Raw genomic sequence first — 12,587 nt, 5'->3', positions numbered from 1 at the left:
GGGCGCGCGAGCGCCGGGCCCCCGCGGTGCCCGCGCCCCGGCCCGCCCGGGCCCTGTCCGCCGCCCCGCAGGACTCGGCGAGCGACGTGGTGCGCTGGGCGGCGTTCTCCTGCGTCCTGGTTCCCGTGGTGCTCGTCGGGTACGGGACCTCCCTGGCCGGTGCGGGCGGGACGGCCCTGGGGCTCGCGGCCGTGACCGGCGTGTGCCGGGTGCTTCTGCAGCAGTCCGAGCGCGGGGCGGCGCGGGCCCGCGCGCAGCGGGGCACGGGCGGGCGGGGGCGGCGTCAGCGGCAGACGCCGGGGGCGCATCGGGGCGGTCGCCGCCCGGGTCCGGGCGCGCCGGTGGACTGACTGATTCCCGCACGCTCCCCCGTACGTTTTCAGCCAACTTCCCAGCCGTCGGCATTCCCTGGCCGAACAGGGGGTCAACCCACGTCTCACCAGGGGTGAAAGGAGCACAGAAGGGCTCTGCACCCTACGTTGACCGGCCACTGGGACGAGGCGCACTTCCCTGGGCGCCCCGTGAGTGCGACGCTTCGTGATCGAATGCTTCACGCCAAGTTGCCATGTCGACAATGCGCCGGGTGCTGAACTGGTCACGGCGGCGTCACGTGACGCAGTAGATTCGATCTTGACTGTAGTACGGCGGGGGACTGGTGGAGGACCGAGGGGAAACGTGCAGGAGCGACAGGTCCATCAAGCACGCCAAGAACAGGGAGCCGCGACGACCGAGGGGGGCTTAGCGCCATGAGCCACGACTCCACTGCCGTGCAGGAAGCCGCGGCGCGGAAACTCTCCGGGCGGCGCCGTCGGGAAATCGTCGCGGTGCTGCTCTTCAGCGGTGGTCCCATCTTCGAGAGTTCCATACCTCTCTCCGTGTTCGGCATTGACCGGCAGGACGCGGGAGTCCCTCGATACCGGCTGCTCGTGTGCGCCGGCGAGGAAGGTCCGCTGCGCACCACCGGCGGGCTCGAACTGACCGCGCCGCACGGCCTGGAGGCGATCTCGCGGGCCGGCACGGTCGTCGTACCGGCGTGGCGATCGATCACATCGCCACCGCCGCTTGAGGCACTCGACGCGCTGCGTCGCGCGCACGAGGAAGGCGCCCGCATCGTCGGCCTGTGCACCGGCGCGTTCGTCCTCGCGGCGGCCGGTTTACTGGACGGCCGCCCGGCGACGACGCACTGGATGTACGCGCCGACGCTCGCCAAGCGCTATCCGTCCGTGCACGTCGACCCGCGGGAGCTGTTCGTCGACGACGGCGACGTGCTGACGTCGGCCGGCACCGCGGCCGGAATCGATCTGTGCCTGCACATCGTGCGCACCGACCACGGCAACGAGGCGGCGGGCGCGCTCGCCCGCAGGCTGGTCGTGCCGCCGCGCCGGGCAGGCGGCCAGGAACGCTACCTGGACAGGTCGCTGCCGGAGGAGATCGGCGCCGACCCGCTGGCCGAGGTAGTGGCCTGGGCCCTGGAGCACCTGCACGAGCAGTTCGACGTGGAGACGCTCGCGGCCCGCGCCTATATGAGCCGGCGCACCTTCGACCGGCGCTTCCGCTCCCTCACGGGCAGCGCGCCGCTCCAGTGGCTGATCACCCAGCGGGTGCTGCAGGCACAGCGGCTCCTGGAGACCTCCGACTACTCCGTCGACGAGGTCGCCGGGCGCTGCGGCTTCCGCTCGCCGGTCGCGCTGCGCGGACACTTCCGGCGCCAGCTCGGCTCGTCGCCCGCCGCCTACCGCGCCGCGTACCGGGCGCGCCGGCCGCAGAGCGAACGCGCGCTGGAGTCGGCGGCGACCGCCGCCGTGCCCGCCACCGCCTCGGTGGTCGCCGCGGAGGGCCCCGGGCCAGGACCGGGCGGGAACCCCGGTCTGTCACCGGGCCCCGTGCCGTCCCAGACCCGGCGCACGGCGGCCGCGAGCTCGCTCGGCGCCACGGCGTCCCTGCCGATGGACGCGGGCAAACCGCACTCCGACGCGTACGCGCCGGGCCGCACTCCCCTGCCCGGTCAGAGGAGCGCGCCGTAGGGTTGGGCGCATGAACGATCGCATGGTGTGGATCGACTGCGAGATGACCGGGCTCTCGCTGACGGATGACGCACTTATCGAGGTGGCCGCGCTGGTCACCGACTCGGAACTGAACGTGCTCGGCGAAGGTGTGGACATCGTGATCCGCCCGCCGGACGCGGCCCTGGAGACCATGCCCGAGGTGGTGCGGCAGATGCACACCACCTCGGGGCTCCTCGACGTACTGTCCGGCGGCACCACACTGGCCGACGCCGAGGAGCAGGTCCTCACCTACATCCGTCAGCATGTGAAGGAGCCCCGCAAGGCCCCGCTGTGCGGCAACTCGGTCGGCACGGACCGCGGCTTCCTGCTGCGGGACATGCCGACCCTCGAGGACTTCCTGCACTACCGCATCGTCGACGTCTCCTCCATCAAGGAGCTGGCCCGGCGCTGGTACCCCCGGGCGTACTTCAACAGCCCCGACAAGAACGGCAACCACCGGGCCCTGGCCGACATCCGCGAATCCATCGCGGAGCTGCGCTACTACCGCGAGGCGATCTTCGTCCCGCAGCCGGGACCCGACTCGGACACCGCCAAGTCGATCGCCGCGAAGTACGTCCTGCCTGCGGATTAACCCTCCCCGGCGCCCCTCGTACGGGGTCCGGAAAAGGCGTGCGCGAGCACCCCTTCGGACCCTGTACACTTTTTCTCGGCCGGTCGGAAGAACGACAAAGACCGGCCCGTGGTGGGTGTAGCTCAGTTGGTAGAGCACCTGGTTGTGGTCCAGGTGGCCGCGGGTTCAAGTCCCGTCACTCACCCTGAATGATCAAGGCCCGGCCTGCGAAAGCAGACCGGGCCTTCGTCATGCCGGAGGCCAGGCGGAAGGTCACGCCGGGGTTCGCAGGCCCGCCAGGAGCCGATCGAGCGCCTGCTCCGCGGCCCCCGGGTCCCCGCCCCGCGCGATCCAGAGCGCGGCCTCGTTCATCGCCCCCGAGAGCAGCCGGGCCAGCGGCTCCACCGGCTGATCGGCGATGATCCCCGCCGCGGCGAGCGCCTTCAGAGCCTCCACGAGGTGCCGGGCCGAGGACTCCTCGTCCAGGGCCCGCCACTCGTCCCAGCCCAGCACGGTAGGCGCGTCGACCAGCAGGATCTGCCGCACGGCCGGGTCGGTCCCCGCGGCCAGGAAGCACCGGCAGCCCGCCCGAAGCTGCTCCCAGAGGCCCTCGTGCAGCTCGGCCGCGGCCGCGACCCGCTCCCCCAGCCCCTCCTGGACCTCGGCGACGACGGCCCGGAAGAGCCCCGCCTTGCTGTCGAAGTGGTGGTAGGCGGCCCCCTTGGTGACCCCCGCGGCGCGCGCCACCTCGGCCAGCACCACGCGGTGATACCCATCGGCGGCGAACCTCCGCAACCCCTCGTCCAGCAACGCCCGCCGCGTGACCGCCCGCTGCTCCGCCCGGCTGACCGCCATCACGCGCACCGCCCTTCCCATTTCGCGTACCGAAGGTATGCTAGCGCCACGATTCACATACCATGGGTATGTGAAATGGGCGGGACGGGAAAGGACCTCTGCCATGCCGACGGAACTCACGCCCGAACTCACACCCGGGCCCACCGCCAGGAGGCCCGCGACCAGGCTCGGCGGCTTCTACCCGGTGCTCGCCACCCGGGACGTGGCCGCTTCGCGCGCCTTCTACACCCGCCACCTCGGCTTCGAGGTGACCTTCGAGGCGGATTGGTACGTGAGTCTGCGCCGCCCCGACGCCCCGCAGTACGAGCTGGCCCTGCTGGACCACGCCCACCCAACCGTCCCCCAGGACCACCGGGTCGCGCTCCGGGGCGGCTTGCTCCTGAACTTCGAGGTGGACGACGTGGACGCCGAGCACCAGCGACTCGTGACAGAGGCCGGCCTGCCCGAGGTACTGCCCCTGCGCACGGAGGAGTTCGGCCAGCGCCACTTCATCGTCGCCGCCCCCGACGACGTACTGATCGACGTCATCACGGTCGTCCCGCCCAGCGAGGAGTACGCCGCGCAGTACGCCGGCGCGTGACCCCGGGGCACACCGGCCTCGGGGCCGGGCGGGGACTCCGGACAGTGCGGCCAGCGGCCGCAGTCAATCAGCCGATGTCAGTGGGGCTTTGCAACCTCGATCTCGGGATTGGCCGGAGCAGGGTGGTCGGGGTCGGAAGGGGATGTGCCGTGGAGAACGGGGTGGAGAACGGGCTTCGTTGGATCGCGGACGCGTACGAATTGGGGTACACATTCACGCTGTGCGAAGGCATGACGCCGTAGGAGATATTGGTGCGGATGGGAGCGGAGCCCCGCCACATCCGTGAGTTGACCGACGACGCCTCCTCCGAGCTCTTGATGTGGGACGACGACGGCGTGCCCAGTGATCTGGAGTTCCTCGACCGGGAGGACGACGCCGTGGTGGCGGACCTGACGGAGGCCGGGTTCCGCACGCGGCCGGAAGCGATCGTCCGTGCCGGAGCCGTCGTCATCGGCTTCATCGTTCGCTCCCCTTGTCGCTCGTGCGGCCGCCCAGCCGATCGCTCGTGCGGCTGGTACAGCTCGTGCGGCCGAGGACGCTACGCCTCGAGGAGAACAAGATCATCCCGTTTTCGGGGAGCGGCCGCCGCTCACGACGACGCCCTGCACACCAGCTCCGTAGGCAGCACGATCTGCCGGCGGGTCAGGCGGCGGGCCGGCGCCGGGCGGGTGTCGGCGATTTCTGCCAGGAGGACGTCCGTCATCGTGCGGCCCATTTCCGCGATGGGCTGGCGCACGCTGGTCAGCGGCGGATCCATGTGGCGGGCGATCGCCGAGTCGTCGAAGCCGACCAGGGCCACGTCGTCGGGTATGCGGCGGCCCGCCTCGCGCAGGACCTGGCGGGCGCCCGCCGCCATCACGTCCGAGCCGGCGAAGACCGCGTCCAGGCCGGGACGGCGGGCCAGGAGCTCGGTCATGGCGCGGCGGCCGCCGTCCTCGGTGAAGTCGCCGTGGGCTATGAGCGCCTCGTCGACCCGGTGCCCGGCCTCGGCGAGCGCGTCGCGGTAGCCGTCGAGGCGGCGCTGGGCGCCGTACACATCCAGGCGCCCGGTGATCGTGGCTATCGCGCGCCGGCCACGGCCGAGGAGGTGGTTCACGGCCGCCCGGGCACCCGCGAAGTTGTCGGAGTCGACCGAGGCCAGCGGCTCGTCGGCCGAGCGGCGGCCGCTGATCACCGCCGGGATCTCCAGCTGCTGGAGCAGGTCGGGGAGGGGGTCGTCGGCGTGCACCGAGACGAGAAGGACGCCGTCCACGCGGTGCGCGGCCAGATACTGCGCCAGGCTCCGCCGCTCACGGTCACCGCCCGCGAAGGTGAGGACCAGCTGCATGTCGGTATCGGCGAGCGCCGTGCCCACGCCGTGGATGATGTCCGAGAAATACGGCTCCGAGAAGAAGCGGGACTCCGGCTCGGGCACGACCACGGCGATCGAGTCCGTGCGGTTGGCGGCGAGCGCGCGGGCCGCCGTGTTCGGGACGTAACCGAGCTCCGCGACCGCCTCCTCGACCGCCGCACGCGTGTGCTCACTCACCCGGGGCGAGCCGTTGATCACCCGGGACACCGTGCCCCTGCCGACCCCCGCGCGCGCCGCGACCTCCTCCAGCGTCGGCCGCCCGCCACTGCGCCCCCTGAGCTGACCACTCCCCATCAGTGCCTCCCCACGACGCGAATCTAACAGCAGGACCACGACCACCAGCGACGCCGCCGACGGCCCGCAACTCCCGGTGTCCGGTGCCTTGACACCCCCGTGGCGAGCCGCGAACCTTCAACACATCACACATGGGAGCGCTCCCACCCTACCCGGCTCTTACACGACCCGCACGTCCCGTCCGAGCCGTTTCCCACCAACTAGTGACATTTGCCAGATAGTTGGCCGGTGGTCGGTACGTCAGGGCACCAGGAGGACGCAATGCGCTACAGGACTCGAACGTCCCGCAAGGCCGTGGTCCTTACGGCCGTCGCCGCGCTCGCCGGCGGGCTGCTCGCCGGCTGCGCGGAGGACTCCGACGAACCCGGCGGCTCCTCGGGCGGCGGCGGAGGAGGAGGCAAGGGCAAGACGACCCTGACCGTCGGGGTGTTCGGTGCCTTCGGCCTGCAGGAGGCCGGCCTTTACAAGGAGTACGAGAAGCTCAACCCGGACATCTCCATCAAGCAGAACTCCGTACAGCGCAACGAGAACTACTGGCCCGCCCTGCTCACCCACCTCAGCAGTGGCAGCGGCCTCTCCGACATCCAGGCCGTCGAGGTCGGCAACATCGCCGAGCTGACCGGCACGCACTCCGGCAAGCTGATGGACCTCGGCAAGACCTCCGGCGTCGACAAGAACTCCTACCTCGGCTGGAAGTGGCAGCAGGGCACCACCGACGACGGCAAGACGATCGGCCTCGGCACCGACATCGGGCCGACCGGCATCTGTTACCGCAAGGACCTGTTCAAGAAGGCCGGGCTGCCGACGGACCGCGAGGAGGTCGGCAAGCTCTGGGCCGGCGACTGGAACAAGTACTTGGAGGCGGGCAAGCGGTACAAGGAGAAGGCGCCCAAGGGCACCGCCTTCGTCGACGGTGCCGCCGGTGTGATGGCCGCCGTGCACGGCTCGGGCAAGGAGAAGTTCTACGACGCCGACGGCGAGCTGGCCTACAAGGACAGCGCGGGCGTGAAGGAGGGCTGGGACCTCGCGGCCGAGTTCGCCGAGGCCGGGCTCACCGACAAGCTCCAGCAGTTCCAGCCCAGTTGGGACCAGGCGTTCTCCAACGCCTCCTTCGCCACCGTGACCTGCCCGCCCTGGATGCTCGGCTACATCAAGGACAAGGCGGGCGACAAGGGCGAGGACCAGTGGGACGTGGCCGCCGCGCCCAAGCCCAGCAACTGGGGCGGCTCCTTCCTGACCGTGCCCGAGGCGGGCAAGAACAAGGAGGAGGCCGCCAAGCTCGTCGCCTGGCTGACCGCCCCGAAGCAGCAGGCCAAGCTGTTCGACAAGCGGGCCAGCTTCCCGAGCGCCTCCGCGGCGTACGACCTGCCCGAGGTGAAGGACGCCAAGAACGCCTACTTCGGCGACGCGCCCGTCGGACAGATCTTCGCCAAGGCCGCCCAGGGCGTGCCGGTCCAGCCCATCGGCCCCAAGGACGGCATCATCCAGCAGTACCTGGCCGACAACGGGATGCTCGCCGTCGACCAGAAGGGAACGTCCCCCGACAAGGCGTGGGACAAAGCCGTGAAGACGATCGACAACGCACTGGACCAGTGATCATCCGGTGACCGACATTCCGAGTGACGCCCGTGCCGCCGCGCCCTCCGCCGGAGAGGAGGGCGCGGCCCCTCGCGGGCGGGCCCAGGAGGCCGCGGAGGACAGGGCCCCCCGCGCCCGGGCCGTGGCGCTCGCCGACGGCCCGGCCACGGACCCGGCCGCCGAACGCCGCCGGGCCCGGCGCAGCCGCCGCTACCGCAGGGACGTGAAGTGGAGTCCCTACGCCCTCATCGCCCCGTTCTTCCTCTTCTTCATCGCCTTCGGGCTCTTCCCGCTCCTCTATACGGGGTGGGCCTCGCTGCACCGCGTGGAGCTGGGGACGCCCACGGACATGGAGTGGGTGGGCCTGCGCAACTTCTCGCGGCTCATGGAGGACGACTTCTTCTGGAACGCGCTGCGCAACACCTTCACCATCGGCCTCATCTCGACCGTGCCTCAGCTTCTGATGGCGCTCGGCCTCGCCCATCTCCTCCACTACCGGCTGCGCGGCTCGATGTTCTTCCGCGTCGCCATCCTGACTCCGTACGCCACATCCGTGGCCGCGGCGACGCTCGTCTTCGTGCTCATGTTCAGCCGCACCGACCACGGCATGATCAACTGGGCGCTCGGGCTCGTCGGCATCGATGCCGTCGACTGGCAGAACGGCGACTGGACCGCGCAGTTCGCCGTCTCCTCGATCGTCATCTGGCGGTGGACCGGCTACAACGCGCTGATCTATCTGGCCGCGATGCAGGCCATCCCCAACGATCTGTACGAATCGGCGGCGCTGGACGGCGCGAGCCGCTGGCAGCAGTTCCGGCACGTCACGATTCCCTCGCTGCGGCCGACGATCCTGTTCACCTGCGTGGTGTCGACGATCGGGGCGACCCAGCTCTTCGGTGAGCCGCTCCTCTTCAGCCAGGGCGCGAGCCCCACCGGCGGCTCCGACCACCAGTTCCAGACGCTCGGCCTCTATCTCTACGAACAGGGCTGGTTCAACCAGCACCTGGGGCGGTCCTCCGCGATCGCCTGGACCATGTTCCTCATTCTCGTGCTGATCGGCCTGCTCAACTGGGCGATCAGCCGCTGGATCCGCCGAAGCTCGTGAGGGGATGACGTGACAAGGCTCAAGAAACGCGGCGCCGGCCGCCAACTGCACGGCGGCAAACTGGCGTACGCCGTGCTGATCCTGTTCACCATCGGCTCCCTCTTCCCCCTGGTGTGGACGGCGATCGCCGCATCGCGCAACAACACGCGGCTCGCCGAGACACCCCCGCCCTTCTGGTTCGGCGGCAATCTCTTCAAGAACCTGGAGATCGCCTGGACCGACGCCAACATGGGCACGGCCCTGGTCAACACCCTGGTGGTGGCGGGCAGCGTCACCGTGGGCACCGTGCTCTTCTCCACCCTCGCGGGCTTCGCCTTCGCCAAGCTGCGGTTCCGCTTCCGGGGTCTCCTTCTCCTGCTGGTGATCGGCACGATGATGGTGCCGCCGCAGCTCAGCGTCGTACCGCTGTTCATGATGGTGGCCGAGTTCGGCTGGACCGATCAGCTGCAGTCGGTGATCCTGCCGACGCTGGTGAGCGCCTTCGGGGTGTTCTTCATGCGGCAGTACCTCATCGAGGCGCTGCCCACCGAGGTGATCGAGGCCGCCCGGGTGGACGGGGCCAGCAGCGTCCGGCTGATCTGGCATGTGGTCTTTCCCGCGGCCCGGCCCGCGATGGCCGTCCTCGGCATGCTGACCTTCGTCATGGCCTGGAACGACTTCTTCTGGCCGATCATCGCGCTGACGCAGGGCGGCGAGCCGACCGTGCAGGTGGCCCTCGCCGGGCTCGGCCGGGGGCAGATCCCCGACCAGTCCGTGATCATGGCGGGCGCGCTGCTCGGGACGCTGCCGCTGCTCATCGCCTTCGTCCTGTTCGGCAAGCAGATCGTGGGCGGGATCATGCAAGGCGCCGTCAAAGGGTGAGATCTCTGGCGGGGCGCCTCGGCAGGGTTCTGCGCCGCTCCGCGGCGGGTTTCCCACCCACCCGCCCTTTAATTCCGTCCCGGCACATCCCACTTGTCCCACCCCTTTCCGTACGACCCATGGGAGCGCTTCCATGTCCGACGCGAAGTCCGACGCGAACCTGCGGTTTCCGCCCGCCTTTCTGTGGGGTGCCGCGACCGCCGCGTACCAGATCGAGGGGGCGGTGGCCGAGGACGGCAGGACGCCGTCGATCTGGGACACCTTCAGTCATACGCCGGGCAAGGTGCTCGGCGGGGACACCGGGGACGTGGCCTGCGACCACTACCACCGGTGGCGCGACGACGTGCGCCTGATGGCGGACCTCGGCATCGGCGCCTACCGCTTCTCGGTGTCCTGGCCGCGGGTGCAGCCGACCGGGCGCGGCCCCGCCGTGCAGCGCGGGCTCGACTTCTACCGGGCGCTCGTCGACGAACTGCTCACGCACGGGATCACGCCGATGGTCACGCTCTACCACTGGGACCTGCCGCAGGAGCTGGAGTCGGCCTTCCCCAGCGGCTCCCCGGCAGGGGGCGGCTGGCCGGAGCGGGACACCGCCTTCCGCTTCGAGGAGTACGCGGGCATCGTCGCCGGGGCGCTCGGGGACCGCGTGGAGCTGTGGGCGACCCTCAACGAGCCCTGGTGCAGCGCGTTCCTGGGCTATGGCTCGGGCGTGCACGCGCCCGGCCGCACCGATCCCGCGGCCGCCCTGCGCGCGGCGCATCACCTCAACCTCGCCCACGGCCTGGGCGCGCGGGCGCTGCGTGCGGCGCTGCCCGCGCGCGCCCAGGTCGGCGTCTGCCTCAACCCGAGCGCCGTGCGCCCGCTCACCTCCTCCGCCGCCGATCTCGACGCCCGGCGCCGCGTCGACGCGCTCGCCAACCGCGTCTTCACCGGGCCGATGCTGCGCGGGGCATACGACGACGATCTGCTCGCGGACACCGCGCGGATCACGGACTGGTCCTTCGTGCGCGACGGCGACCTGGGCATCGCCCGGCAGCCGCTGGACTTCCTCGGCATCAACTACTACTCCCCCGCTGTCGTGTCGGCCGCACCGGACGCGGACGGTCCGCGCCACGACGGGCACGGCGCCGCCGACCACTCCCCCTGGCCCGGCGCCGACCACGTCTCCTTCCACCGGGCGCCCGGCGAACTCACCGCCATGGGCTGGCCGGTGGACCCCACCGGCCTGACGGACCTTCTCCTTGAGTACACCGCTCAGGCCCCCGGGGTTCCCCTTTGCGTGACGGAGAACGGCGCCGCCTACGACGACAAGCCCGGCGCGGGCGGCCAGGTCCACGACCCCGACCGCGTCCGCTATCTGCACGGGCACCTGGCCGCCGTGCACGAGGCGCTCACCGCGGGCGCCGACGTCCGCGGCTACTTCCTGTGGTCGCTCCTGGACAACTTCGAGTGGGCGTACGGCTACAGCAAGCGGTTCGGGGCCGTGTACGTCGACTACGAGACGCAGACGCGGACGCCGAAGACGAGCGCGCAGTGGTACGCGAAGGTGGCGGCGAGCGGGGAGCTGCCGCGCCCAGGGGCAGGGGACTGAACGCGGGTGCGCCCCGGCCGGGTGGGGGTCCGGCCGGGGCGCGTGTTTCCCGTGGGGGGAACTTGGGGGGCTACTTGTAGGCCGCGAACGCCTTCGTGAACGCCAGCGGGTCCTGCTCGATCGACGAGCACGTCGGCTGCACGGAGTTGTTGCCGCCCGCGCATGCCTTGTCGCGCGTCGAGGACCACATCGACAGCCAGCCGATGCCCTTGTCCTGCGCGAACTTCACCAGCTCGGTGGCGTCGTCGACCTTGAAGATCTCCGTGGTGACGTCGTTGACGCCGATCATCGGCGTGACCGCGACGGCCTTCCACGCCTCGGCGTCCGAAAGGCCGAGCACACCCTTGATCTGCGCCTGCGTCGCCGTCGCCGCCTGGGTGGCGTACTTGCCCATGTCGTCGCTGTACGCCGGTCCGTAGTCCATCGCCATGATGTTCACGGCCGAGGTCCTCACGCCGTTCTTCTTCGCGTCGGCGAGCAGGTCGACGCCCGGCTGGGTCAGGCCCTCGGGCATCACCGGCAGCGTGAAGGACACGTCGAGCCCGGGGTGGTCCTTCTGCAGCTTCGCGATCGCCTGCGCGCGGCGGGAGTTGGCGGCGGTGTCCGGCAGGGCCGCGCCCTCGATGTCGAAGTCCACCTTCGTCAGCTTGTACGTGTCGATGACCTTGCCGTACGCCTTGGCGAGGGCGTCGGCGCTGTCGCAGCGCAGCCCGAGTTCGGAGCCGGCCGCGCCGCCGAACGACACGCGGACGTCGCCGCCCTTGGCGCGCAGGTCGCCGATCTGGGCGGCCACCTTGTCGTCACCGAGCGCGGTGGTGCCGCCCCACAGGGGCTCGCAGCCGCCGCCCGACGTGACGAACGCCAGGTTGAACTCCTTCACGCCGGTCTTCGCGGCGGTGTCGACGAGGTCGTAGGCCGGGGCGAGGGAGGTGTCCACGAACGGGGCGAACTTGGCGGAGCCCTTGGTTCCGGTGCCTTCGCCGGGGGTCTTGGTGGGGGTTGGCTTCTGCGTCGGCTTCTCGGTTGGCTTGTCGGTCGGCTTGTCCGTGGGCTTCTCCGTCGGCTTCCCGGTCGGGTCCTGCGTGGGCTTCTCTGTGGGGCGGCCGGAGGGATCCGGGGCCGCGCCGTCGTCGGCCGCGCACTTGGCCTCGTTGATCAGGCACTTGACCGGGTCGGCGGCTCCCGACACGACGAAGCCGACCGTCAGGGACTCGCCGGGGGCCAGCTCCTTGTCCCACTTGGGCGGAGTGACGGTGACGCGGCGGCCCTCGACCTTGTGCTCCGCGTTCCACAGCGAGCCGAGCTTCGTGCCCGCGGGCAGGTCGAACTCCAGGGTCCAGTCGGACTGGGCCTTGTCGGTGCTGTTCTTGATCACGTACTGCGCGGTGTAACCACCCGACCAGTCGCTGGTCTTGGTGTACGCGGCGCCGACGGCTGCGGCCTGGGCCGTGCCGGAGAACAGGAAGGCGCCGCCCCCGACGACTGCCGCGGTGACGGCGGCGCCTATCGCCTTGTGCCTGCCTGTGATTCTGCGGCGGTGGGTGCTCATGGCTGCGCCTGCCTTTTCGGGGGGGGGTGCGGGTGGGATCGCTCCGCACGTTAGCCCTGCGTGGCTGCGACAAAACGGGCTTCCCGGGCTCGGGGGTGGATCTTAGGGTGGGCTTAAGAGTGGGATCGGGGTGGGGAAAGGTTGGGCCTTCCGGCCGGGGTTGTGGGGGGATTCCTAGGCCGCCGCTTCGCGGCGGATCTTTCCCAC

At 70.7% G+C, this 12,587-nt stretch carries 11 protein-coding genes and 1 tRNA gene; 9 read left to right on the top strand and 3 right to left on the bottom strand.

Annotation, left to right across the window (positions count from 1 at the left end; genetic code table 11):
* The first annotated feature begins 26 nt into the window (after positions 1-26).
* The 4 genes from STRAU_RS14395 (at position 27) to STRAU_RS14380 (ending at position 2,821) form a co-directional block, all read left to right on the top strand.
* Positions 27-350, top strand: a complete 324-nt coding sequence (locus tag STRAU_RS14395; RefSeq protein ID WP_016641053.1) for a hypothetical protein — start codon at positions 27-29, stop codon at positions 348-350.
* A 396-nt stretch (positions 351-746) separates the two neighbouring features.
* Complete coding sequence (locus STRAU_RS14390) at positions 747-2,024, top strand: helix-turn-helix domain-containing protein (protein WP_016641052.1); 1,278 nt, start codon at positions 747-749, stop codon at positions 2,022-2,024.
* A gap of 10 nt (positions 2,025-2,034) precedes the next feature.
* Positions 2,035-2,637 (top strand): oligoribonuclease, encoded by a 603-nt coding sequence (gene orn / locus STRAU_RS14385; RefSeq protein WP_016641051.1) that lies wholly within the window; start codon positions 2,035-2,037, stop codon positions 2,635-2,637.
* A 111-nt stretch (positions 2,638-2,748) separates the two neighbouring features.
* Positions 2,749-2,821 (top strand) — tRNA-His (locus STRAU_RS14380).
* A gap of 68 nt (positions 2,822-2,889) precedes the next feature.
* Here the strand turns inward: STRAU_RS14380 and STRAU_RS14375 are convergent.
* The gene (locus STRAU_RS14375; protein ID WP_259299907.1) at positions 2,890-3,492 is read right to left on the bottom strand and encodes a TetR/AcrR family transcriptional regulator; all 603 of its coding nucleotides are present in this window, start codon (positions 3,490-3,492) and stop codon (positions 2,890-2,892) included.
* Positions 3,493-3,574: 82 nt separating this feature from the next.
* Between STRAU_RS14375 and STRAU_RS14370 the strand changes: the two genes are divergently transcribed.
* Positions 3,575-4,051 carry a VOC family protein gene (locus tag STRAU_RS14370; protein ID WP_016641049.1) on the top strand — a complete coding sequence of 159 codons (477 nt, stop codon included), beginning with the start codon at positions 3,575-3,577 and terminating at the stop codon, positions 4,049-4,051.
* 589 nt (positions 4,052-4,640) lie between these two features.
* Here STRAU_RS14370 and STRAU_RS14365 read toward each other — a convergent pair.
* Positions 4,641-5,696, bottom strand: a complete 1,056-nt coding sequence (locus STRAU_RS14365; protein WP_016641048.1) for a LacI family DNA-binding transcriptional regulator — start codon at positions 5,694-5,696, stop codon at positions 4,641-4,643.
* Between the two features lie 261 nt (positions 5,697-5,957).
* On the opposite strand from STRAU_RS14365, the gene STRAU_RS14360 reads away from it, so the two are divergent.
* From STRAU_RS14360 to STRAU_RS14345, 4 genes are all read left to right on the top strand, one after another.
* The gene (locus STRAU_RS14360; protein WP_037659378.1) at positions 5,958-7,292 is read left to right on the top strand and encodes an ABC transporter substrate-binding protein; all 1,335 of its coding nucleotides are present in this window, start codon (positions 5,958-5,960) and stop codon (positions 7,290-7,292) included.
* Between the two features lie 7 nt (positions 7,293-7,299).
* A complete protein-coding gene (locus STRAU_RS14355) occupies positions 7,300-8,379 on the top strand; it encodes a carbohydrate ABC transporter permease (protein ID WP_397892068.1) in 1,080 nt (359 codons plus the stop codon).
* 9 nt (positions 8,380-8,388) lie between these two features.
* Entirely contained in the window at positions 8,389-9,240 is an 852-nt protein-coding gene (locus STRAU_RS14350; RefSeq protein WP_016641045.1) for a carbohydrate ABC transporter permease, read from the top strand.
* Between the two features lie 133 nt (positions 9,241-9,373).
* A complete protein-coding gene (locus tag STRAU_RS14345) occupies positions 9,374-10,831 on the top strand; it encodes a GH1 family beta-glucosidase (protein ID WP_016641044.1) in 1,458 nt (485 codons plus the stop codon).
* A 70-nt stretch (positions 10,832-10,901) separates the two neighbouring features.
* On the opposite strand, the gene STRAU_RS14340 is transcribed toward STRAU_RS14345, so the two are convergent.
* A complete protein-coding gene (locus STRAU_RS14340) occupies positions 10,902-12,380 on the bottom strand; it encodes a cellulose binding domain-containing protein (protein WP_016641042.1) in 1,479 nt (492 codons plus the stop codon).
* Positions 12,381-12,587 lie beyond the last annotated feature (207 nt).

The organism is Streptomyces aurantiacus JA 4570 (genome assembly GCF_000414115.1).
In the GTDB taxonomy this organism is placed as follows: domain Bacteria; phylum Actinomycetota; class Actinomycetes; order Streptomycetales; family Streptomycetaceae; genus Streptomyces; species Streptomyces aurantiacus_A.
This window is presented reverse-complemented; position numbering and strand designations above follow the sequence as displayed.

Excerpts from the sequence above, each read along its gene's own strand:
- STRAU_RS14390 (WP_016641052.1), top strand. The coding sequence starts at position 747 with ATGAGCCACGACTCCACTGCCGTGCAGGAAGCCGCGGCGCGGAAACTC.
- orn (WP_016641051.1), top strand. The coding sequence starts at position 2,035 with ATGAACGATCGCATGGTGTGGATCGACTGCGAGATGACCGGGCTCTCG.
- STRAU_RS14375 (WP_259299907.1), bottom strand. The coding sequence starts at position 3,492 with ATGGGAAGGGCGGTGCGCGTGATGGCGGTCAGCCGGGCGGAGCAGCGG.
- STRAU_RS14370 (WP_016641049.1), top strand. The coding sequence starts at position 3,575 with ATGCCGACGGAACTCACGCCCGAACTCACACCCGGGCCCACCGCCAGG.
- STRAU_RS14365 (WP_016641048.1), bottom strand. The coding sequence starts at position 5,696 with ATGGGGAGTGGTCAGCTCAGGGGGCGCAGTGGCGGGCGGCCGACGCTG.
- STRAU_RS14360 (WP_037659378.1), top strand. The coding sequence starts at position 5,958 with ATGCGCTACAGGACTCGAACGTCCCGCAAGGCCGTGGTCCTTACGGCC.
- STRAU_RS14345 (WP_016641044.1), top strand. The coding sequence starts at position 9,374 with ATGTCCGACGCGAAGTCCGACGCGAACCTGCGGTTTCCGCCCGCCTTT.
- STRAU_RS14340 (WP_016641042.1), bottom strand. The coding sequence starts at position 12,380 with ATGAGCACCCACCGCCGCAGAATCACAGGCAGGCACAAGGCGATAGGC.